19 protein-coding genes and 1 riboswitch are annotated in these 21,942 nt (G+C 68.5%); of the genes, 14 read left to right on the top strand and 5 right to left on the bottom strand.

Translation table 11 applies throughout. From position 1 onward, the window contains the following. Positions 1–5: 5 nt before the first annotated feature. Positions 6–350, bottom strand: a complete 345-nt coding sequence (locus tag ACFOWZ_RS17955; RefSeq protein ID WP_382373846.1) for a DoxX family protein — start codon at positions 348–350, stop codon at positions 6–8. A gap of 250 nt (positions 351–600) precedes the next feature. Between ACFOWZ_RS17955 and ileS the strand changes: the two genes are divergently transcribed. Together ileS and ACFOWZ_RS17945 are read left to right on the top strand one after the other, a co-directional pair. Further along, a complete protein-coding gene (gene ileS / locus ACFOWZ_RS17950) occupies positions 601–3,705 on the top strand; it encodes an isoleucine--tRNA ligase (RefSeq protein ID WP_382373844.1) in 3,105 nt (1,034 codons plus the stop codon). 227 nt (positions 3,706–3,932) lie between these two features. Continuing rightward, a complete protein-coding gene (locus ACFOWZ_RS17945; RefSeq protein WP_382373842.1) occupies positions 3,933–4,745 on the top strand; it encodes a hypothetical protein in 813 nt (270 codons plus the stop codon). Here the strand turns inward: ACFOWZ_RS17945 and ACFOWZ_RS17940 are convergent. Then, the gene (locus tag ACFOWZ_RS17940) at positions 4,712–5,188 is read right to left on the bottom strand and encodes an SRPBCC family protein (RefSeq protein WP_382373840.1); all 477 of its coding nucleotides are present in this window, start codon (positions 5,186–5,188) and stop codon (positions 4,712–4,714) included. The genes ACFOWZ_RS17945 and ACFOWZ_RS17940 overlap by 34 nt on opposite strands. Positions 5,189–5,250: 62 nt before the next feature. Here ACFOWZ_RS17940 and ACFOWZ_RS17935 point away from each other — a divergent pair, with 62 nt between their 5' ends. After that, positions 5,251–5,808 (top strand): TetR/AcrR family transcriptional regulator, encoded by a 558-nt coding sequence (locus tag ACFOWZ_RS17935; RefSeq protein ID WP_382373838.1) that lies wholly within the window; start codon positions 5,251–5,253, stop codon positions 5,806–5,808. Here ACFOWZ_RS17935 and ACFOWZ_RS17930 read toward each other — a convergent pair. Beyond that, complete coding sequence (locus ACFOWZ_RS17930; protein WP_382373836.1) at positions 5,781–6,713, bottom strand: M28 family metallopeptidase; 933 nt, start codon at positions 6,711–6,713, stop codon at positions 5,781–5,783. The genes ACFOWZ_RS17935 and ACFOWZ_RS17930 overlap by 28 nt on opposite strands. Positions 6,714–6,844: 131 nt before the next feature. Here ACFOWZ_RS17930 and ACFOWZ_RS17925 point away from each other — a divergent pair, with 131 nt between their 5' ends. From ACFOWZ_RS17925 to ACFOWZ_RS17910, 4 genes are all read left to right on the top strand, one after another. Continuing rightward, positions 6,845–8,332: a potassium/proton antiporter gene (locus ACFOWZ_RS17925; RefSeq protein WP_382373834.1), complete on the top strand. Its 1,488-nt coding sequence runs from the start codon at positions 6,845–6,847 to the stop codon at positions 8,330–8,332. Between the two features lie 73 nt (positions 8,333–8,405). Continuing rightward, positions 8,406–8,520, top strand: a riboswitch (SAM riboswitch). A 37-nt stretch (positions 8,521–8,557) separates the two neighbouring features. After that, entirely contained in the window at positions 8,558–9,889 is a 1,332-nt protein-coding gene (locus ACFOWZ_RS17920; RefSeq protein WP_382373832.1) for an aminotransferase class V-fold PLP-dependent enzyme, read from the top strand. 23 nt (positions 9,890–9,912) lie between these two features. Beyond that, a complete protein-coding gene (gene lspA, locus ACFOWZ_RS17915) occupies positions 9,913–10,659 on the top strand; it encodes a signal peptidase II (RefSeq protein WP_382373830.1) in 747 nt (248 codons plus the stop codon). Between the two features lie 101 nt (positions 10,660–10,760). Further along, complete coding sequence (locus tag ACFOWZ_RS17910; RefSeq protein ID WP_382375071.1) at positions 10,761–11,645, top strand: RluA family pseudouridine synthase; 885 nt, start codon at positions 10,761–10,763, stop codon at positions 11,643–11,645. Positions 11,646–11,877: 232 nt separating this feature from the next. Here the strand turns inward: ACFOWZ_RS17910 and ACFOWZ_RS17905 are convergent, their stop codons facing one another. Continuing rightward, positions 11,878–12,717, bottom strand: coding sequence for an AsnC family transcriptional regulator (locus ACFOWZ_RS17905; RefSeq protein WP_030471254.1), 840 nt, complete (start codon positions 12,715–12,717; stop codon positions 11,878–11,880). Between the two features lie 169 nt (positions 12,718–12,886). On the opposite strand from ACFOWZ_RS17905, the gene dnaE reads away from it, so the two are divergent. The 3 genes from dnaE (at position 12,887) to ACFOWZ_RS17890 (ending at position 18,963) form a co-directional block, all read left to right on the top strand. Continuing rightward, positions 12,887–16,432 carry a DNA polymerase III subunit alpha gene (dnaE, locus tag ACFOWZ_RS17900; protein WP_382373828.1) on the top strand — a complete coding sequence of 1,182 codons (3,546 nt, stop codon included), beginning with the start codon at positions 12,887–12,889 and terminating at the stop codon, positions 16,430–16,432. Positions 16,433–16,490: 58 nt separating this feature from the next. Then, positions 16,491–17,696, top strand: a complete 1,206-nt coding sequence (locus tag ACFOWZ_RS17895; RefSeq protein ID WP_382373826.1) for a cytochrome P450 family protein — start codon at positions 16,491–16,493, stop codon at positions 17,694–17,696. 64 nt (positions 17,697–17,760) lie between these two features. Beyond that, positions 17,761–18,963, top strand: a complete 1,203-nt coding sequence (locus ACFOWZ_RS17890) for an adenosylmethionine--8-amino-7-oxononanoate transaminase (RefSeq protein ID WP_382375069.1) — start codon at positions 17,761–17,763, stop codon at positions 18,961–18,963. Here ACFOWZ_RS17890 and ACFOWZ_RS17885 read toward each other — a convergent pair. Beyond that, positions 18,936–19,178, bottom strand: coding sequence for a glutaredoxin family protein (locus ACFOWZ_RS17885; protein ID WP_112273468.1), 243 nt, complete (start codon positions 19,176–19,178; stop codon positions 18,936–18,938). The genes ACFOWZ_RS17890 and ACFOWZ_RS17885 overlap by 28 nt on opposite strands. A 145-nt stretch (positions 19,179–19,323) precedes the next feature. Between ACFOWZ_RS17885 and bioD the strand changes: the two genes are divergently transcribed. From bioD to ACFOWZ_RS17865, 4 genes are all read left to right on the top strand, one after another. Beyond that, positions 19,324–20,043, top strand: a complete 720-nt coding sequence (gene bioD / locus ACFOWZ_RS17880) for a dethiobiotin synthase (RefSeq protein WP_030471249.1) — start codon at positions 19,324–19,326, stop codon at positions 20,041–20,043. 70 nt (positions 20,044–20,113) lie between these two features. Beyond that, positions 20,114–21,130, top strand: a complete 1,017-nt coding sequence (bioB, locus tag ACFOWZ_RS17875) for a biotin synthase BioB (RefSeq protein WP_382373823.1) — start codon at positions 20,114–20,116, stop codon at positions 21,128–21,130. Next, the gene (bsaP, locus tag ACFOWZ_RS17870; protein WP_382373821.1) at positions 21,130–21,324 is read left to right on the top strand and encodes a biotin synthase auxiliary protein BsaP; all 195 of its coding nucleotides are present in this window, start codon (positions 21,130–21,132) and stop codon (positions 21,322–21,324) included. The genes bioB and bsaP overlap by 1 nt, the downstream gene beginning before the upstream one ends. 13 nt (positions 21,325–21,337) lie before the next feature. Continuing rightward, positions 21,338–21,928, top strand: coding sequence for a DUF2567 domain-containing protein (locus ACFOWZ_RS17865; RefSeq protein WP_382373819.1), 591 nt, complete (start codon positions 21,338–21,340; stop codon positions 21,926–21,928). Positions 21,929–21,942 lie beyond the last annotated feature (14 nt).

The following is a 21,942-nucleotide window of genomic DNA, read 5'->3' as shown; positions in this document are numbered from 1 at the left end:
ACTACTCAGCGGTCCAGGAACAGCAGCATGATCAGCAACGCGAGCAGGACCAGGTCCACGACGACGCCGGACGGCTTCGAGTCGTACCTGAGCCTGGTGACCGTGGCGCCGACCATCAGCAGCCCGAGGCCGACGGTGGCCGCGTGGGCGATCCACTCCCAGGTGATCAAGCCGACGATCAGGCCTGCCGCGCCCGCCCACTCCAGCGCGCCGATGGTCCGCCACAGCGTCCCGCTCATCCGGAAATGGTCACGTGCCTCGAGTGACGTCTTCGCTCCGAACAGCTTGCCCGCGCCCGTAGCTGCGAACAGCAGGGCCAGCACGATCGACAACGCGATGGTCAACGTCATCCGGCGAGCATACGGTTTGCGCGCACCCGTACCCTGTACCCACAGGCACCGATCCGGCCATCACCGGGGAGCCTCCGGAAGAACGGGTTCAGCGAACCTCAGTAGAACCGGACGGGACCGGCCCGTCACAGCCGAAGAACGAGAGGCTCGCCCGTCGCGGGTGAGCAAGCGGGGTGGTACCGCGGCCCGCCGAGCCACATCGGCGCGTGTCGTCCTCGCGTGTCCTTCATGACCGCGAGGAGCAGTGGAGATGGCCTACCCCAGGGCCGGAGCGAACGAGGTCCCGGCGCAGCCGTCCTTTCCGAACCTCGAGCAGGACGTGCTCGGGTACTGGAAGGACGACCAGACCTTCCAGGCGAGCATCGACCGCAACCCGGCCGGCGACAACGGCGACAACGAGTTCGTCTTCTACGACGGCCCGCCGTTCGCGAACGGTCTGCCGCACTACGGGCACCTGCTGACCGGCTACGTCAAGGACGTCGTGCCGCGCTACCAGACCATGCGCGGCAAGCACGTCGAGCGCCGGTTCGGCTGGGACACGCACGGCATGCCCGCCGAGTACGAGGCGGAGAAGCAGCTCGGCATCACGCAGAAGCACGAGATCGACGAGCTCGGCATCGAGAAGTTCAACGAGGCGTGCCGCACGTCCGTGTTGCAGTACACGGACCAGTGGCGCGACTACGTGACGCGCCAGGCCCGGTGGGTCGACTTCGACAACGACTACAAGACGCTCGACCTCGACTACATGGAAAGCGTCATGTGGGCGTTCAAGGCCTTGTGGGACAAGGGCTTGATCTACGAGGGCTTCCGGGTGCTCTGGTACTGCTGGCGTTGCCAGACGCCGCTGTCCAACACCGAGACCAAGATGGACGACGCCTACCGCGAGCGGCAGGACCCGGCCGTCACGGTGGCGCTGCGCCTGGAGTCCGGTGAGAAGGCCCTGGTCTGGACGACCACGCCGTGGACGCTGCCGAGCAACCTCGCCGCCGCCGTGCACCCGGACGTCGACTACGTGACCGTCGTCGGCTCTGACGGTGACAAGTACCTGCTCGCCGAGGCTCGTGTTGCCGCGTACGCGCGTGAGCTGGGCGAGGAGCCCGAGGTCGTCGCGCGCTTCAAGGGAACGGAGCTGGTCGGCAAGAAGTACCTGCCGCCGTTCGACTTCTTCGTGGGCCGCGAGAACGCGCACCAGGTGCTGACCGCGGACTACGTGACCACCGACGACGGCACGGGCATCGTCCACATCGCGCCGGCGTTCGGTGAGGACGACAAGGTCGTGACGGACGCGGCGGGCATCGAGGTCGTCGTGCCGGTCGGGCCGGACGGCAAGTTCACCGCCGAGGCGGGCCCGTACGCGGGCGTGCACGTGTTCGAGGCGAACAAGCAGATCATCCGTGACCTGCGCGAGGCAGGCCTGCTGCTGCGCCACGAGACCTACGACCACCCGTACCCGCACTGCTGGCGGTGCAACAACCCGCTGATCCAGCGCGCGCTGTCGGCGTGGTTCGTCGCCGTGACGCAGTTCAAGGACCGGATGGTCGAGCTCAACCAGCAGATCAACTGGGTGCCCGGCCACATCAAGGACGGCCAGTTCGGCAAGTGGCTCGAGAACGCGCGCGACTGGAACATCTCGCGCAACCGGTACTGGGGCTCGCCGCTGCCCGTGTGGACCTCGGACAACCCCGAGTTCCCCCGCACGGACGTGTACGGGTCGCTGGACGAGCTGGAGCGCGACTTCGGCGTGCGCCCGGACAACCTGCACCGGCCGTTCATCGACGAGCTGACCCGTCCGAACCCGGACGACCCGAGCGGCAAGTCGACGATGCGGCGCATCCCGGACGTGCTCGACTGCTGGTTCGAGTCGGGCTCGATGTCGTTCGCGCAGGTGCACTACCCGTTCGAGAACGCGGAGTGGTTCGAGAACCACTACCCCGGCGACTTCATCGTCGAGTACAACGGGCAGACGCGCGGCTGGTTCTACACGCTGCACGTGCTCGCGACGGCGTTGTTCGACCGGCCCGCGTTCCGCGACTGCCTGGCGCACGGCATCGTGCTCGGTGACGACGGGCAGAAGATGTCCAAGTCGCTGAAGAACTACCCGGACGTCAACGAGGTCTTCGACCGCGACGGCTCGGACGCGATGAGGTGGTTCCTCATGGCGTCGCCGATCCTGCGCGGCGGCGACCTGGTGGTGACCGAGCGCGGCATCCGCGACGCGGTGCGCCAGGCGGTGCTGCCGTTGTGGAACTCCTGGTACTTCCTCGCCTTGTACTCCAACGCTTCCGGGCGTGAGGGCACGTGGCGCGTCGACTCGAAGAACGTGCTGGACCGGTACGCGCTGGCGAAGACGCACGACCTCGTGCGCGACGTCCAGGCGGCGATGGACGTCTACGACATCTCCGGCGCGTGCCAGATGGTGCGCGAGTACCTGGAAGTGCTGACGAACTGGTACGTGCGCCGGTCGCGGCAGCGGTTCTGGGACGGCGAGCAGGACGCGATCGACACCCTGCACACCGTGCTGGAGGTCGTCACGCGCGTGGCGGCGCCGCTGCTGCCGTACACGACCGAGGTCGTGTGGCGCGGGCTGACCGGTGGGCGTTCGGTGCACCTGACGGACTTCCCGTCGGTGTCCGACCTGCCCGCCGACGACGCCCTGGTGGCGGCGATGGACGAGGTGCGCGACGTGTGCTCGACGGCGTTGTCGTTGCGCAAGGCGAACAAGCTGCGCGTGCGACTCCCGCTGGCGCGCCTGACGGTCGCTTCGCCGGTGGCCGGTTCACTGGAGGACTTCGCGGAGATCGTGCGCGACGAGGTCAACGTCAAGGAGGTCTCGCTGACCACCGACGTCGACGCCTACGGCCAGTTCCAGCTCGTGGTGAACGCACGCGCCGCCGGCCCGCGGCTCGGGCCGAACGTGCAGAAGGTCATCAAGGCCGTCAAGGCAGGCGACTGGTCCGAAGTGGACGGTCGCGTGGTGGCCGCGGGTGTCGAGCTGTTCGAGGGCGAGTACGAACAGCGTTTGGTGGCAACGGATCCGGCGGCCACGGCAGCGCTGCCCGGTGGTGCGGGCGTGGTCGTGCTCGACACGGTCGTGACGCCGGAGCTGGAGGCCGAGGGCGTCGCGCGTGACCTGGTGCGCGTGGTGCAGCAGGCGCGCAAGGATGCTCAGCTCGACGTGTCCGACCGGATCACGCTGACGCTGGAGCTGCCGGACGCGGTCCGTTCTGCGGTGGAGCCGCACCTGCCGTTCGTGCAGTCGGAGACGTTGACGTCGTCGGTGGTGTTCGGTGAGGGCACTTCCGAGGGGTCGGTCGGTGACGGGCTGAAGGTCAAGGTCGCGGTCGCCAAGGCGTAAGTACGGCGCTACAAGGCGGCGTGTGATGGGTTCGCCCGTCACACGCCGCCTTTTTGATGCAACACCTCGTGCCGAGGCGGACACCTCCAGCTGAACGGTCGATCTCTCGAGAGGGGTGGCACGTGGTTGCTGGGGGATGGCGCCTGACGGTGGGCGCCGCGGTGTTGATTTCGAACGTGTTGGTCGCACCCACCGCCGTACGGGCGGACACGGGGTGCGACTGGTGGATGAAGAGACTGCCGGTTCCGGCGGGTGAGTCCTCCGTCGGTCAGCTCTCCGGTGAAGGCGACTGGCTGGCTTCTGCCGGGGGCGAGTCGGTCGTGATCTGGCACCGCGAGGTCGCGCAGACGGTCGAGTTCCCCGTGTCCCGGTCCACCCCCGACATCAACCGGCACGGTGTGTTGATCAGCCACGGTGAGGACGGCGTGTGGCGTGGTGAGGAGAAGCTCGAGGAGCTGCCCGGCAGGGCGTCGACCGTGCACTCCATCAACGCCGACGGCGATGTGGCGGGCACGTCCGGAGGAGCGTTGGCGGTGTGGCCGGCGGGGTCGGTCTCGCCGCGGCTGCTCGACGGCACCGACGACGGACAGCAGTGGTGGCTGGGAGGAATCGACGATGAGGGCAACGTTCTCGGTGGCTACAGGTTGGACGTCCCACAGCGCCACTACGTGTGGAACCGGGAGGGCGAGCGCACGGAACTTGAGCCGCTGGAGGGGCACTACCAGACGTTCGCCACTTTGATTCGTGACGGCCGCATCTACGGGACGTCTGCGGCACAGGGTGACTGGCAGGGAACCTCTGTCGAGTGGAACCTGCGGGGCGAGGTCGTCCGCACCATGGAAGGCGGCCCCGTGTTCGCCGCCAACGACGCCGGTGACGAGGCCCTGCACTGGGAAGGGACCGCGGTGCGACGGGCGAACGGCCGTGTCGACCGGTTGTCCTACCCCTTCACCCTCGCCTTCCCGAGCGTGCTCGCCGAGAACGGTGACCTGTACGGCGGGCAGTACTACGAGGGTCCCGCCAAGGTGTTCTGCCGCTGACGCTTCATCACCACGCCGAACGCCCGCCGCACCAGCCGCACCCGGGGTGACCACCGCGCCGGTGCGGCGGGCTCGCGTCCGGCTGCTCGCTCGAAGTTGTCGAACAGGTCCTCCAGGCACGCGTCGTGCAGCCAGCGGATCACCAGCGCCCAGCGCAGGCGTGCCGCGAAGCCGAAGTCGCCGATGAGCTCGTGCCGCACGACCGTGCCCGACGCCGAGAGCGTGTGCGTGCCCGTGAGCTCGGTGAACTCGAAGCTGATCGACTCGCCGGGGGTGAACGCCGTGCAGCGGTAGCGGATCGGGCCGTGGCCGCCGTCCGCGCCGACGCCGAGCGGGCGGTCGAACTCCTGCTTGCCCCACGCGGGCGGCCAGAGCTCCTGGATCCGTTCGACGAACGGGCCCGCGGGCACACCGAGGTCGCGGACGTGGACGTTTCTGATCATGACTGAACCCCTTCCATACGCTGCCGTATGTTCTGAAACGTACGGTAGCGTATGGAAGCGTGGTGCGGAGGAATCGCGACGACTGGACTGAGACAGCGCTGAGAGCGTTGGCGGAAGGCGGGCTGGGCGCCGTCGCGATCGAACCGCTGGCGGCACGTGCGGGCGCCACGAAAGGCAGCGTCTACCACCACTTCCCGAACCGGGAAGCGCTGCTCAAGGCCACGGTCGAGCGGTGGGAGCGGGAGCACACCGAGAAGGTCATCGAGCTGGTCGAGGCCGAGGCGACCCCGCACGACAAGCTCAGGACGTTGTTCAGCACCGTGCTCGACCGCACTCGCAAGGGATCGGTGGAGATGGCGTTGCAGGCGGGCGCGGAGCACGAGGTGATCGCGCCGGTCCTCCAGCGCGTCACGCAACGGCGCCTGGACTACCTGACCGAGCTGTTCGAACAACTCGGGTTCGACCGCGAGCACGCGAAGAAGCGCGCACTGATCGCGTTCAGCCTCTACCTGGGACAGGTCCAGATGTGGTCGACGCTGCCCGGCCTCGTCGAACCGGTGCTCGACGAGGCCGTGCAGGTGCTAACGGCGCATCACGCGGCGGTCGCCCACAACGTGTAGGCGATCACGTCCGCGTTGCGGTCGAGAGCCGTGGCGTTGATGTTGGACGTGGTGTCGCAGGACGCGTGGTAGCAGCGGTCGAAGGCCTGGCCGGCCGTGCCGCCCCACTTCTGCGCCTGGGCCGCGGTCTTGCGGCCCTCGGCGCCGGTGAACGTGCCGCCGATCGGGATGCCCGCGCGGGCGAACGCCGCGTGGTCGGAGCGGCCGCCGACGCTGGTCAGCTCCGTCTGGACGTTGATCGACGTGAAGCCCGCCTGCAGCCGCTGCTGCAGCGCCAGCGAACCGGAGGGCTGACCGGAGGCGCTGTAGACGAAGTAGCCGGGGTTCGGCGAGCCGGTCATGTCGAAGTTCAGGTACGCCTTGATCTTCGACTTGTCGGTGGACGACAGGGAGTTCACGTAGTTGGTCGAGCCGATCAGGCCGCGCTCCTCGGCGCCCCACCAACCGAACCGCACGTGCTTCGTCGGCTGGAAACCGGTGGCCTTCATCTGGAGGGCGACCTCCAGGATGGACGCGGAACCCGAGCCGTTGTCGTTGATGCCGGGGCCCGCGGTGACGCTGTCGAGGTGGCCGCCCAGCACGACGACGTTGTTCGCGTCGCCGCCGGGGTAGTCCGCGATCAGGTTGTAGCCGGTGGCGCCGCCGTAGGTGAACGACTGCACCCGCGTGGTGAAGCCCGCCGCGTCGAGCTTGCTCTTCACCCAGTTCACCGAGGCCAGGTACCCCGGACGTCCGTGAGCGCGGTTGCCGCCGTTGGCGTTCGCGATCGACTGGAACTGGTTGAGGTGGGCTCGCACGTTCGCGACGTTGATGTTCGGTGCTGCCAGGGCCGCCGGAGCGGCTGCCTGTGCCGTGGTTGCTCCGGCCACCGTCAAGGCGGCCGCCAGTGCGATCAGGATTCTCATGGTTCAACTCCAGTGCAGGGTTGGGATTGAGCCACTGATCAACATGCTCCTGTGCGCATGAGCCCGGTAGAGGAGAACGGCGGGTTGTTGTGACGCGTCGGATTCGTCCAATTCGGTGGTGATCAACGAGAATGGTCCGGGTGGGTGACGTGACGGTCGTTCTGGGCGTCGGCGCGGCCGTGCTGCTGATCTCCGTGGTCGCGGTGCGCGTGTCGACTCGACTCGGTCTGCCCTCGTTGTTGTTGTACCTCGGCATCGGCGTGCTGCTCGGCGAGTCCGTGGCCGGCATCAGGTTCGACGACGCCGACCTCACCCAGTCCCTCGGCATCGCGGCTCTCGTGCTGATCCTGAGCGAGGGCGGGCTCACGACCCGTTGGCAGGCCGTGAAGTCCTCGCTGTGGTTAGGTGTCGCACTGTCCACAGTGGCCGTTGCGGTGAGCGTCGCCGTGACGGGAACCGCGTTGCACTTCCTGCTCGGCCTCGACTGGCGGATGGCGTTGCTGTGGGGCGCGGTGCTGTCGTCCACCGACGCGGCCGCGGTCTTCAGCGTCCTGCGGTCGCTGGGCGTCGGGGCGCGGCTCACCGGCGCGCTCGAACTGGAGTCCGGCCTCAACGACGCGCCGGTCTACCTCGCCGTCGTGCTGCTGGCGTCGTCGGACCGGATCTCGTGGACCGCACCGCTGCTCGTGGTCTACGAACTGGTCGCGGGCGCGCTCATCGGTGTCGCGCTGGGCTATCTCGGCGGCGCTGGGCTGAGACGTGCGGCGCTGCCCGCCACCGGCCTGTACCCGCTCGCCACCGTGGCGGTGTGCGTGATCGCTTACACCGCAGGCGATCTCGCGCACGCGTCCGGGTTCCTCGCCACCTACGTGGCCGCGCTGGTGCTCGGCAACGCCCGCCTGCCGCACCGCGCCGACACCCTCTCGTTCGCGGAAGGGCTCGGCTGGCTCGCGCAGATCGGGCTCTTCGTCCTGCTCGGCCTCTACGCGTCACCGTCGCGGCTGCTCGACGTGCTGGTCCCGGCGTTGATCGCGGGTGTGGTGGTGACGTTCCTGGCGCGGCCGCTGTCCGTCGTGCTCGCCGCGCTGCCGTTCAAGGTGCCGTGGCGCGAGCAGGCGTTCCTCTCGTGGTCGGGCCTGCGCGGCGCGGTGCCCATCGTGTTCGCGCTGATCCCGTTGATCCAGGGCGTTCAGGGCGCGCGCGAGCTGGTCGACGCGGTGTTCGTGCTGGTCATCGTGCTGACGGTGGTGCAGGGCACGACGTTGCCGTTCCTGGCGCGGCGCCTCGGCCTGGTGCGCGCGGGGGAGCCGCAGGAGGTGCAGGTCGACTCCTCGCCGTTGGACGAGCTGGGCGCCGAGCTGCTGCAGGTGCACATCCAGCGCGGGTCGAAGCTGCACGGCGTGTACATGTCCGAGCTGAGGCTGCCGACCGGCGCCACGGTGAGCCTCGTGGTGCGCGGCGGGAAGAGTTTCACGCCACAACCGACGACGCGGCTGCAGACCGAGGACCAGTTGCTCATCGTCACCACGGAAGAGGCGCGCGAGGCCGCTGAGCGGCGCGTTCGTGCCGTGGACCGGGCCGGTCGCTACGCCCGCTGGAAGGGCGAGACCGGCGAATAGTCGGTCTCCGAGGCTTCTCACGATGTGATCGGGTGTCGACGCGCTCGGTGACCCTCCGCTAACGTCGTCGGCAGGTCATGAGAGCCAGCGTCAAGCCCAAGCTTGCTGGCCGGCAACCCTCCAACCGCGGTGGGGTGCCCTTGGTGAGGACCTGGTCCGGCGCGTGGGGCGCCGGTCAAGCGCGGGCCTTCGCGACACGGGGCCCCTGGCCTCGGAGGCAGCTCGATGACGCTCGCGATCACCAAGACCACCAGCACTGCGGTTCCGGCTGTCGTCGGCGCTGACCTGCGCGTTCCACTGGTCACCGGAGAGCGCGTCACCTACGCCAACCTCGACCACGCGGCGAGCGCGCCGTGTCTGCAGGAGGTGCGCGACGCCGTCGACGAGCTGCTGCCCTGGTACGCCAGCGTGCACCGCGGCGCCGGGTTCGCCTCGCAGGTGTCGACCCGCGTCTACGAGCAGGCGCGTGACCGCATCCGCAGGTTCATCGGGGCGCACTCGTCCGACGCCGTCGTCTTCACCCGCAACACCACGGACTCGCTGAACCTGTTGGCGCGCAGCGTTCCCAAGAACACCGCCGTCGTCCTGTTCGACAGCGAGCACCACGCGGCGCTGCTGCCGTGGCGCGGTCCGAACGTTCAGCGCATTCCCGCACCGTCTTCGTCTGGCGCCGCGATCGTCGCGCTGGACCGGGCGTTGGCCGCCGCCCCGGTCGGCCCTCGGCTCGTGATCGTCACCGGGGCGTCCAACGTCACGGGTGAGCTGTGGCCGGTCGCGGAGCTCGCGAAGGTCGCCCGCCGGCACGGCGCGCGGATCGCGCTCGACGCCGCGCAGCTCGCCCCGCACCGCCCGGTCAACGCCCGTGAGCTGGGCGTCGACTACGTCGCGTTCTCCGGTCACAAGATCTACGCGCCGTTCGGTGCGGGCGTGCTGGTCGGTCGCGCGGACTGGTTGCAGCAGGCCCAGCCGTACCTGGTCGGCGGCGGTGCCACGTCGAAGGTGACCGACCACGGCGACCGGCTCGGCGTGGCCTGGTCCGCGGTGCCGGAGCGGCACGAGGCCGGCAGCCCGAACGTCGTCGGCGTGCACGCGCTCGCGGCGGCCTGCGAGATCCTGTCGCGGCACTGGGAGCAGACGGTCGCGCACGAGCAGGAGCTGCTGGCCCGCCTTCGTGAAGGGCTGCGCACGATCCCCGGCTTCCGCGAGCTGTCGATCCTGACCGACGTCGACAAGGTCGGTGTCGTGAGCTTCACGATCTCCGGCTTCGACGCGGGCTTCCTCGCGGCGGCGCTGTCCGCGGAGTACGGCATCGGTGTGCGGGACGGCGCGTTCTGCGCGCACGTGATCGTGGGCCGCCTGGTCAAGCAGGTCGGGTCGCACGAGGACCGTGCCGTGCGCGCGTCGATCGGCCTCGGCACGACGGTCGAGCACGTGGACCGGTTGGTCGCCGCGCTGCGCACTCTCGTCACCGAGGGGCCGAAGTGGACCTACACGCAGCGTGACGGACGGTGGGTGCCGGAGGACGACGGCCGAACCCTGCCGCCGTTCCTCGCGTAGTCCCTGTAGTGGACAATGACCTGGTGAGTGACGAGTCCAAGGCCGCCGAGAAGGCTGCTGCCGACCCTGCGGAAGAGCAGGTCAGCGCGCCGGAAGCGGTCGAGGAACCCGCGGCGGCACCGGACGACGCCACCGAGGAGTGGGCGGAGAAGGCTTCGGAAGAAGCCGCCGGGAAGGACTCCGGCGACGACGTCGTCGAGCCGGAGTTCTCGATCACCGGATCGCTGCCGGAGCCGAAGACCAAGACGCTCGCGGTGCTGGCGGGCGGTGTGCTGGCCCTGGATGTGCTCACCAAGGTCGTGTCCGTGGCGTTCCTCGAGGACTCCGGCCCCATCAAGCTGTTCGGCGGGGTGCTCTACCTGACGTTCGTCCGCAACCCCGGTGCCGCGTTCGGCCTGGCGGAGGGCATGACGTGGATCCTGGCGCTGATCGCGCTGGGAGTCGTCGGGTTCATCGCCTGGATCTCGCGCAACCTCCGCTCCCAGGGCTGGGCCGTCGGCCTGGGCCTGGTGCTGGGCGGTGCCGTGGGCAACCTGGTCGACCGCCTCTTCCGCGAGCCGGGGCCGATGCGCGGTCACGTGGTGGACTTCCTGTCGCTGTTCGACCCGTACGGCCGTGTCTGGCCCGTGTTCAACCTCGCCGACATGGCGATCGTCGGCGGTGGCGCGGCGATCATCGTCCTCGCGCTCAGGCGGCACGACTACGACGGGACGATTCACAAGGACGCTCCGGTGCCCGTGGAGTCCGACGGTCTGACGGAGCCGAAGTAGCTGGTCCTGATAGGTTCAGCAGGTTCTGCAAGGAGAAGAAGGTCGAGGCCCCGCGCGTGAGCGGATACCGAACGCTGCCGATTCCCGACGGTCTGGACGGCATGCGCGTCGACGCCGGCCTCGCGAAGCTGCTGGGTCTGTCCCGCACCGCCGTCGCCGCCATCGCCGACGCCGACGACGTGCTGATCGACGGCCGTGTCGTGGGCAAGTCCGACCGGCTGACCGCGGGCGCCATGCTCGAGATCACGCTGCCGGCGCCGCCGCAGCCGATCACCGTCCAGGCGATCCCCGTCGAGGGCCTGGTCGTGATCCACGAGGACGACGACATCATCGTCGTCGACAAGCCGGTGGGTGTCGCCGTGCACCCGTCGCCTGGCTGGACCGGCCCGACCGTGGTGGGCGGGCTCGCCGCCGCCGGTCACCGGATCGCCACGTCCGGCGCCGCCGAGCGCCAGGGCGTCGTGCACCGGCTCGACGTCGGCACCACGGGCGTGATGGTCGTCGCGAAGTCCGAGTCCGCGTACTCGGCCCTGAAGCACGCCTTCAAGGAACGCACCGTCGACAAGGTCTACCACGCGATCGTCCAGGGCCACCCGGACCCGATCAAGGGCACCATCGACGCGCCGATCGACCGGCACCCGAAGCACGACTACAAGTTCGCCGTGATGAACTCCGGCAAGCCGTCCATCACGCACTACGAGGTGATCGAGGCCTTCCGCGCGGCGTCGTTCGTCGAGGTGCACCTCGAAACCGGCCGCACGCACCAGATCCGCGTGCACTTCTCGGCTCTGCACCACCCGTGCGTGGGCGACCTGACCTACGGCGCCGACCCGACGCTGGCCAAGCGGCTCGGGGTGACGCGGCAGTGGCTGCACGCGCGCCAGCTCGGGTTCCACCACCCGGCCGACGGGCAGTGGGTCACGTTCACCTCGGAGTACCCGGAAGACCTGGCTTCGGCGTTGGAGAAGCTGCGCGAAGAGGGCTGATCGCGTCTGGGTGAATCACCGGTTGACGAGCTTTCGTCTGATGTTGATCGGTGCTCCTTGACAGTGCCAAAGCGGTCGTCGCCGCTGGGCCGCGACGGGTCGTCTGGCTCGGCGCGTACGGCACGGGTGCGTCCGCCCCGCTCGTGATGAACGGCGCATTCGTTCACCTCAGGTGGACGAATGCGCCGTTCATCACCTGGCCAGGTGCTTGGCGTGGGGCCTCGGCCCTGCGCTAGTCCTCGACGGTCCAAACGAGAGTGTTGAGGTCGACCTCGGGCCGGACGCTCCACCGCACCTGGATGACGTCGGTCGTGTCGGGCAGCACGAACACCGTGTGCCCACCGGCGGTCTCACCGGGCTGCACGCCCAGCTTGTGCGCCGGCCGCGACGACAGCGAGACGGGAGCCTTCGTGACGGTCTCGCCGGTCTTGGTCACCAGCACGAGGTACATGTCCGGCAGCGAGGTGTACGGCACCTGCGAGGTGTTCGTCACCTCGGTGTGCACCACCACGGCCCGTTCGCCCTCGGCGAGCTTGTAGCCGGCCGCCGTGAAGAGGAAGTCGGCCGGGTCCACGACCTCGACCAGCTGGATCGACAGGTGCGCGCCCTCGAGGCTCTCGGCTTCCAGGGCAGAGCCGATCTTGCCGGTGCGCGAGACGGGCCTGGGCTGCGGCTGGTCCGCGCGGACCCACCCGGCCGTCTGCGGAGGGCCCCAGGTGGCCTGGGGCTGGGCCGGGAAGGGCTGGCTCGGCGGGTTCGGCGGGCCGTAGGGGACCTGGTGCGGGCCGCTGACGTGGTGCGGGCCGCTCTGGTGCACGGCGTACGGGCCGGACGAGGGCGGGCCCATGTAGTTGCCGTACGCGGCGGCGTTGGCGAGCGCCCGGCGCAGCCCGTTCGGGTCGCACTCGACGCCCACCAGGAGCGGGAGGCCGCTGCCCGACAGGGTGATCAGTCGCATGGCGGCCTCGCGCGGGTCCATCCCCAGGCGCTGGGCGATCTCGTGCACGGCGGCTCGGCCCGACTCGGCCAGTACGGCGAGCAGGCGAGCGTCTACGGGATCAGGGGCCACCACGAATTGAACGCTACCTCCCGCTCGAGATCTCCGCGTCACCGCATGGCAAGTTGGAGATCACGGTGGCGGACCGCGGGTCGATGAGTGTCGTGGGCCCTGCGGCGAGATAGGGTTGGCGGATCCGGATTCGCGTCCTTCCCACGCGTCCGTTCGATCTCCTGGAGGTACGGTGTCGGACTCGTTTGTGCATCTGCACGTGCACACCGAGTACTCGATGCTCGACGGTGCGGCCAAGCTCAAGGACATGTTCGCCGAGTGCGAGCGCATGGGCATGCCCGCTGCGGCGATCACCGATCACGGCAACATGTACGGCGCCTACGACTTCTTCAAGCAGGCGACCGCGGCCGGGATCAAGCCGATCATCGGCATCGAGGCGTACATGGCGCCGGAGTCGCGGTTCAACAAGAAGCGCGTGCTGTGGGGTGACCCCGGACAGAAGGCCGACGACGTCTCGGCCAGCGGTGCCTACACGCACCAGACGATCTGGGCGCGCAACGACGAGGGCCTGCACAACCTCATGAAGCTGTCCAGCCTCGCCTCCACCGAGGGGCAGCTGGGCAAGTGGCCGAGGATGGACGCGGAGCTGATCGCCCAGCACTCCGCCGGGCTGATGGCGACGACCGGGTGCCCGTCGGGCGAGGTGCAGACCCGGCTGCGGCTGGGGCACGAGAAGGAAGCTCTCGAGGCTGCTGCCAAGTGGCAGGAGATCTACGGCAAAGAGAACTTCTACATGGAGATCATGGACCACGGCATCGAGATCGAGAGCCGGGTCCGCGGTGGGTTGCTGGAGATCCAGAAGAAGCTCGACATCCCGTTCGTCGTGACGAACGACTCGCACTACACGTACCCGACGGACAAGGAGACGCACGAGGCGCTCCTGTGCATTCAGACCGGCAAGACGCTGCAGGACCCGACGCGGTTCAAGTTCGACGGCACGGGTTACTACCTGAAGTCGCCGGACGAGATGCGCGCGGTCGACTCGAGCGACGCGTGGCAGGAGGGGTGCCGCAACACCCTGCTGATCGCGGAGAAGGTCGACACGACCGGCATGTTCGCGTTCAAGAACCTCATGCCGCGGTTCCCGGTGCCCGAGGGCCTGACCGAGGACCAGTTCTTCCGCGACGAGGTCTGGCGCGGCATGCACCGCCGGTTCCCCGACGGCGTGGACGAGGAGCACACCAAGCAGGTCGAGTTCGAGATCGGCGTCATCCTGCAGATGGGGTTCCCGTCGTACTTCCTCGTCGTCGCGGACTTCATCAACTGGGCCAAGTCCAACGGCATCCGCGTCGGTCCGGGCCGTGGTTCGGCCGCGGGCGCGCTGATCGCGTACGCGCTGGGCATCACCGACCTCGACCCGTTGCCGCACGGCCTGATCTTCGAGCGGTTCCTGAACCCCGACCGCGTCAGCCCGCCCGACATCGACATCGACTTCGACGAGCGCCGGCGCGGTGACGTCATCCGGTACGTGACGGAGAAGTGGGGCAAGGAGAACGTCGCCCAGGTCATCACCTTCGGTACCATCAAGGCGAAGGCGGCCATCAAGGACTCGGCCCGCGTCCTGTACGGCCAGCCCGGGTACGCCGTCGCCGACCGCATCTCCAAGGCGATGCCGCCCGCCGTCATGGGCAAGGACATCCCGCTGTCCGGCATCTTCGACTCCTCGCACAAGCGGTACGCCGAAGCGTCCGAGGTGCGCGGGCTCTACGACACCGACCCGCAGGTCAAGGAGATCATCGACACCGGCCGCGGGCTCGAGGGCCTGATCCGCAACGCCGGTGTGCACGCCTGCGCGGTCATCATGTCCGCGGAGCCGCTGACCGACCACATCCCGGTCTGGATGCGCCCGCAGGACGGGTCGATCATCACGCAGTTCGACTACCCGACCTGCGAGACGCTCGGCCTGCTGAAGATGGACTTCCTGGGCCTGTCGAACCTCACCACGATCGACGACTGCCTGCGCAACATCGAGCTCAACGGCAAGGGCAAGATCGACATCACCGACGGCAACCAGGTGCCGCTGGACGACAAGAAGACCTACGAGCTGCTGGGCCGCGGCGACACGCTGGGTGTGTTCCAGCTCGACGGTTCGGCGCTGCGCGACCTGCTGCGGCTGATGAAGCCGGACAACTTCGAAGACGTCTCGGCCGTCATCGCCCTGTACCGGCCGGGTCCGATGGGTGCGAACTCGCACACGAACTACGCGCTGCGCAAGAACAAGCTCCAGGAGATCACGCCGATCCACCAGGAGTTCGTCGAGTCGCTCGCGGAGATCCTGGACACGACCTACGGCCTGATCGTCTACCAGGAGCAGGTCATGGCGATCGCGCGGAAGGTCGCGGGCTACACGCTGGCTCAAGCGGACCTGCTCCGCCGCGCGATGGGCAAGAAGAAGAAGGAGATCCTCGACAAGGAGTTCGAGGGCTTCGAGAAGGGCATGATCGACCAGGGGTACTCGAAAGAGGCGATCAAGACCCTCTGGGACATCCTGGTCCCGTTCGCCGACTACGCGTTCAACAAGGCGCACTCCGCCACCTACGGCGTCATCGCGTACTGGACCGCGTACCTCAAGGCGAACTACCCGGCCGAGTACATGGCCGCGCTGCTCACCACGAACTCCGACAACAAGGACAAGTCGGCGATCTACCTCGCCGAGTGCCGCCGCATGGGCATCACGGTGCTCCCGCCGGACGTCAACGAGTCCGAGCGCGAGTTCGCCCCGGTCGGCGCCGACATCCGCTTCGGCCTCGGCGCGATCCGCAACGTCGGTGCGAACGTCGTCGACTCGATCATCAAGGCCCGCAAGGAGAAGGGGAAGTTCGTCGACTTCTCCGACTTCCTGCGCAAGATCGACGCCACGGCCTGCAACAAGAAGGTCGTCGAGTCGCTGATCAAGGCCGGTGCGTTCGACTCGCTCGGCCACCCGCGCAAGGGCCTGCACATGGTCCACGTGGACGCGGTCGACGCCGTGATGATCACGAAGAAGGAAGAGGCCAAGGGCCAGTTCGACCTCTTCGGCGGCGGTGACGACGGCGACGAGGACATCGCGGGCGTGTTCGACGTCAAGATCCCCGCCGAGCAGTGGGAGTCCAAGCACCAGCTCGCGCTCGAACGGGAGATGCTGGGCCTCTACGTCTCCGGGCACCCGTTGAACGGCGTCGAGCACGTGCTGGAGTCCTATTCGGACGCTTCCATCGCCCGGATCCTGGAAGGCGACGTCCCGGACGGCACGCAGGTCACCATCGGCGGCATCCTCGCGTCGGTGATGCGCCGGGTGAACAAGAACGGCGAGTCGTGGGCCTCGGCCCAGCTCGAGGACCTCGCCGGTGGCATCGAGGTGCTGTTCTTCCCGAAGAGCTTCATGGTGCACGGCATGTCGGTCGTCGAGGACGCGATCGTGCTGGTCAAGGCCCGTGTCGCCAAGCGGGACGACCGCATCTCGCTGATCGCGAACGACCTGGTCGTGCCGGACCTGAGCGAGATCGGCAACCGCGCGATGCGGCTCAAGATGCCGGCCACGAAGTGCCGGCCGGAGATCGTCACGCAGCTCAAGGACGTCCTGCGGGCGCACCCCGGCTCGACCGAGGTGCACCTCAACCTGGTCATCAACGCCTCGCGCAACACGGTGCTGAAGCTGGACGACGCGCTGCGGGTGGCACCGACGCCGTCGTTGATGGGCGACCTGAAGGCGCTGCTCGGACCGGGATGTCTCGGATAGCTGAGAACTGCTCGCGAAACAGTGGCGAGCGATGAGTTAACGGGGTTAACTGGGTGAGGTGACGACACTCACCCAGTTGCCCGCCGACTACGTCCAGAACCCGCACGAAGTGCACGACAGGTTGCGTGCCGAGGGGCCCGTGCGAGAAGTCCACCTGCCGCGTGGACTCAAGGTCTGGCTCGTGACTCGTTACGAGGACGCCAAGATCGCCCTGACCGACCCGCGCATCAGCAAGAACGTGCAGGCCGGGGGACACGTCTTCGAGCTGCACTCGCCGCCGGACGCGGAGCGCCGCCAGCCGGACAACAGCTTCGCGGCGAACATGCTCAACATGGATCCGCCGGACCACACCCGGCTGCGCAAGTTCGTGATGAAGGCGTTCACGGCCCGGCGGATCGAGCTGATGCGCCCGCGCGTGCAGGAGATCGCCGCCGAGCTCATCGCCGAACTGAACGACGGCGACGAGGTCGACCTGCTGGAGGCCTTCGCGTTCCCGCTGCCGATCACGGTGATCTGCGAGCTGCTCGGCATCCCGATCGACAACCGCGACGAGTTCCGCGAGTGGTCGAACACGCTGCTGTCCTACGGCACGCAGGAGCAGATCGCCGAGGCGTCCGGGAAAATGGCGCAGTTCCTGATCGGGCACGTCAACCGTGTCGCGAACGAGGAACCGGACGACACGTTCTTCTCCGCGCTCGTGCACGCGGACGAGTCGGGGGACCGGCTCAACCACGCCGAACTGGTGTCGATGGCCTTCCTGCTGCTCGTGGCGGGCCACGAGACGACGGTGAACCTCATCGGCAACGCCGTGCTGGCGCTGCTGCGCAACCCGGACCAGCTGCAGATCCTCAAGGACCGCCCGGAGCTGATCCCGGCGAGCACGGAGGAGTTCCTGCGGCTGGAGGGCCCGGTGAACATCGCGACGTTCCGCTACACGGCCGAGCCGGTGGAGCTGGGCGGCGTCACGATCCCCGCCGACGAACTGGTGATGGTGTCGCTGATCGCCGCGAACCGGGATCCGGCGAAGTACGAGAACGCCGACCAGCTCGACGTGACGCGGTCGGCGCAGGGGCACGTGGCGTTCGGCCACGGCATCCACTTCTGCCTGGGCGCGCCGCTGGCCCGGCTGGAGTTCGACGTGGCGCTGACGCAGCTGCTGGCGCGGTTCCCGAAGCTGGAGCTGGCCGCCGAGCCGGAGACGCTGGTGTGGCGGGACAGCACGCTGATCCGCGGTCTGCACACCCTGCCGGTGCGTCTCGCTTAGTGTTCGGTGCGTGGACGACCTGCTGAAGCTCGACCAGACGCACGTCTGGCACCCCTACGGCCCGATGCCGGGCACCCAGGAACCGTTGCTCGTCTCGGAGGCCTCGGGTGTCCGGCTGACGCTGGCGGACGGCCGGGAGCTCGTGGACGGCATGTCGTCGTGGTGGGCGGCCATCCACGGCTACCGGCACCCGGTGCTCGACGAGGCCGTCACGTCGCAGCTCGGCCGGATGAGCCACGTGATGTTCGGCGGGCTCACCCACGAGCCCGCCATCCGGTTGTCCGCGAAGCTCGTCGAGATCACTCCGGAGCCGTTGCAACACGTCTTCCTGTGCGACTCCGGCTCGGTGTCGGTCGAGGTCGCCGCCAAGATGTGTATGCAGTACTGGCGCTCGCTCGGTCGGCCGGAGAAGCGGCGGATGTTGACATGGCGCGGTGGGTACCACGGCGACACGTTCACGCCCATGTCCGTGTGCGATCCAGTAGGCGGTATGCATTCGCTCTGGCGTGGAATCCTGCCCGAGCAGGTTTTTGTAGACAGTCCACCGGCCAAATTGGACACTGCATACATTCAGCATGTGGCCGACACCATCGAGCAACACGCACACGAGCTCGCCGCGATCATCGTCGAACCGGTCGTGCAGGGTGCCGGCGGTATGCGATTCCACGACCCGCGTTACCTGCACGTTCTTCGTGAGCTCGCGTACACACACGACGTGCTGCTGGTGTTCGACGAGATCGCCACGGGTTTCGGCCGCACCGGCGAGTTGTTCGCCGCGGACCACGCGAACGTCAGCCCGGACGTGATGTGCCTCGGCAAGTCGCTGACCGGCGGCTACCTGTCGATGGCCGCCACCTTGTGCTCGTCACGGGTGGCGGACGGGATCAGCAAGGGCGAGGTGCCGGTGCTCGCGCACGGGCCGACGTTCATGGGCAACCCGCTCGCGTCGGCGGTGTCGCTGGCGTCGATCGACCTGCTGCTGTCCCAGGACTGGAAGAGCGAGGTCAAGCGCATCGAAACCGGGCTGACGAACGGACTAGCGCCCGCACGCGCGTTGCCCGGCGTTCGGGACGTGCGCGTGCTGGGCGCTATCGGTGTCGTGCAGCTCCATGAGCCCGTTGACATGGCACGAGCCACCAAGGCGGCTGTGGACGCGGGGGTGTGGCTGCGGCCGTTCCGCGACCTGATCTACACGATGCCGCCGTTCATCAGCACGGACGACAACGTGGCGACGATCTGTCAGGGCGTGATCGCGGCGGCGAGCTGAGTGTCGGTCGGCTCGACCAGGAACTCGCCGTTCGGGAGCACGACGACGGGGATCTGCTTGCGGCCGGAGATCTCGATCGCCTTGTCCCGCGCCGCGTCGTCGTTCTCGACGTCGACGTAGGTGAACGGCACGTTGTTGCGGGTCAGCCACGACTTGGCGCGGCGGCAGTCGCCACACCACTCGGCGCCGTACATCACGATCGGTTGCTCACTCATGGGATCACCCTATGCGCCCGCCGCCCCGTTGCTCGGCGCACGCGGGGACCCTGCGTGCGCTCTGAGTGCACGAAAGCTCCCCGCGTGCACTCCGTGAGCGGCCTGTGAGGCCCTGTGAACCCGGCAAGGCCTAAGGTGAGTGCCTGTGAGCGTGCTGGTGATCACCGGAACCGGGACCGAGGTCGGTAAGACCGCCGTCACCGCGGGCATCGCGGCGCTGGCCAGGGCAGAGGGACGGCGGGTCGCGGTGCTGAAGCCCGCGCAGACCGGTCTGCTGCCGGGCGAGCCGGGTGACGTGGCCGAGGTGGCGCGGCTGGCGGGCGACGTGACGACCCGTGAGCTGGCCAGATATCCCGACCCGCTGGCGCCGAACACCGCGGCCAGACGCGCGGGGATGGCCACCGTGCACCCCGCGGACGTCGCCAAAGCCGTGACGGAGCTCGACGAGACCCACGACCTGGTGCTGGTCGAGGGCGCGGGCGGGCTGCTGGTGCGGTTCGACGAGAGCGGGTCCACCCTGGCCGACATCGCGTGGGCGGTGAACGCGCCCGTGCTGATCGTGGCGCAGGCGGGGCTGGGCACGTTGAACGCGACCGCGCTGACGGCCGAGGCGCTGCAACGGCGTGGCATCGAGTCGCTCGGCGTCGTCGTCGGCAGCTGGCCGTTGCACCCGGACCTCGCCTCGCTGACGAACCTGGCCGATCTGCCCGACGCGGCGGGTGGCCCGTTGCTCGGCGCGCTGCCCCACGGTGTGACGAAGCTCGGTTCCGTGGACTTCCTGTCGGTCGCCAAGAGATCGTTTTCACCCTGGTTCGGCGGTGAGTTCGACCCGGAGACGTTCGCGGCTCAGTTCGCGGTCCAGTGACCTACATCGCTCCACGCTGAAGGATTCAGTGAGGCAGACTGCTCGCCAGGCCACAGGAGGAGGAGAGACCGTGACCGCAGCTCCGGAACAGATCGACGTGCTCGACGAGGCTCGTGAGCAGGTGCTCGAACGAGGTGTCGGACTGTCCGAAGCTCAGGTGCTCAAGGTGCTCGAGCTGCCTGACGACCGGATCCCCGAGCTCCTGGCGCTGGCGCACGAGGTGCGTGAGCGCTGGTGCGGCCCCGAGGTCGAGGTCGAGGGCATCGTCTCGCTCAAGACCGGCGGCTGCCCGGAGGACTGCCACTTCTGCTCGCAGTCGGGCCAGTTCCCGTCGCCCGTGCGCTCGGCCTGGCTGGACATCCCCGGCCTGGTCCGCGCGGCCAGGCAGACCCGCGACACCGGTGCGACCGAGTTCTGCATCGTCGCGGCCGTGCGCGGCCCGGACAAGCGGCTGCTCTCGCAGGTGCGCGACGGCATCAAGGCCATCCGCGAGGACGGCAACGACATCCAGATCGCCTGCTCGCTCGGCATGCTCACGCAGGAGCAGGTCGACGAGCTCGTGGCGATGGGCGTGCACCGCTACAACCACAACCTCGAGACGGCCCGCTCGCACTTCCCGAACGTCGTCACCACGCACTCCTGGGAGGAGCGCTGGGACACGTTGAGGATGATCCGCGACGCCGGCATGGAGGTCTGCTGCGGCGGCATCATCGGCATGGGCGAGTCGCTTCCGCAGCGCGCGGAGTTCGCCGTGCAGCTCGCCGAGCTGGAGCCGGACGAGGTTCCGCTCAACTTCCTCATCCCGAACCCCGGCACGCCGTACGAGAACTACCCGGTCGTCGAGGGTGCCGAGGCGCTGCGGACGGTCGGCGCGTTCCGGCTGGCGCTGCCGCGCACGATCCTGCGGTTCGCCGGCGGTCGTGAGCTCACGTTCGGCGACCTGGGCGCGAAGCAGGGCATGCTCGGCGGCATCAACGCGATCATCGTCGGCAACTACCTGACGAACCTCGGCCGTCCCGCGCAGCAGGACCTCGACATGTTGGAAGAGCTGTCGATGCCCATCAAGGCGTTGAGCCAGACCCTGTGATGACGACCGTGTTCTGTTCTTTCTGCGGCAAAGAGGAAGCCGACGGCGACCACGCGTTCTGCCGTCAGCGGCTGTCCGTGATCGACCCGCCGCGGTACTGCTCGGAGTGCGCGCGCCGCATGGTCGTCCAGGTGACCCCGGACGGCTGGGCGGCGCGCTGCAGCCGTCACGGAGAGATCACCTCGGCGCGGTAGTAACCTCTCGCGAATGGACGAGAAAGCAGCGCCGGTGCGCATCGAACCCGTGCCGGAGCCGCCGTACGTCTACGTCTACGTCCGGCCCCGGCCGAAGGTGGTCGTGAAGCGGGACCTGCTGCCGGGCCTGGTGGTGCTGCTGACGACGTTCGCGTTCGGGCTGCCCGCCGCGTACGTGTGGTCGTGGCTCGCCCCGGCCCAGCTCAAGATCGTCTCGGCGCAGGACAACAAGTTCTACCCGATCGGGGTCGAGAGCTACCACCGGCTCGACGCGCTGATGGTGTTCGTGCTGATCGGTCTCGGCGCGGGCGCGATCACCGGTATCGCGGTGTGGCTGCTGCGGCAGCGGCGCGGGCCGGTCGTGATGCTCGCAATGACGGCGGGTGCGTTCGCGGCGGCGTGGTTCGCGCAGTACCTCGGCGGATCGCTCGCGGCGGGCAGGTACCCGATGCCGTCGACGATCAAGCCGAACGACACCCTGCTGGTGGCGCCCGCTCTCGAGACGTGGTGGGGAATCCTGGCGTGGCCGCTGGCGGCCGCGCTGGCGTACGGCTGCTGTGCGGCGTGGAACGGCCTGGACGACCTGGGGCGGCGCCTCGGCTGAGGCACCGCCCTCGA

Origin of the sequence: Lentzea rhizosphaerae, from assembly GCF_042649515.1 — a bacterium.
GTDB classification, from domain to species: Bacteria; Actinomycetota; Actinomycetes; order Mycobacteriales; family Pseudonocardiaceae; genus Lentzea; species Lentzea aerocolonigenes.
The sequence above is the reverse complement of the archived record's forward strand: the minus strand, read 5'-3'. Positions and strand labels throughout refer to the sequence as shown.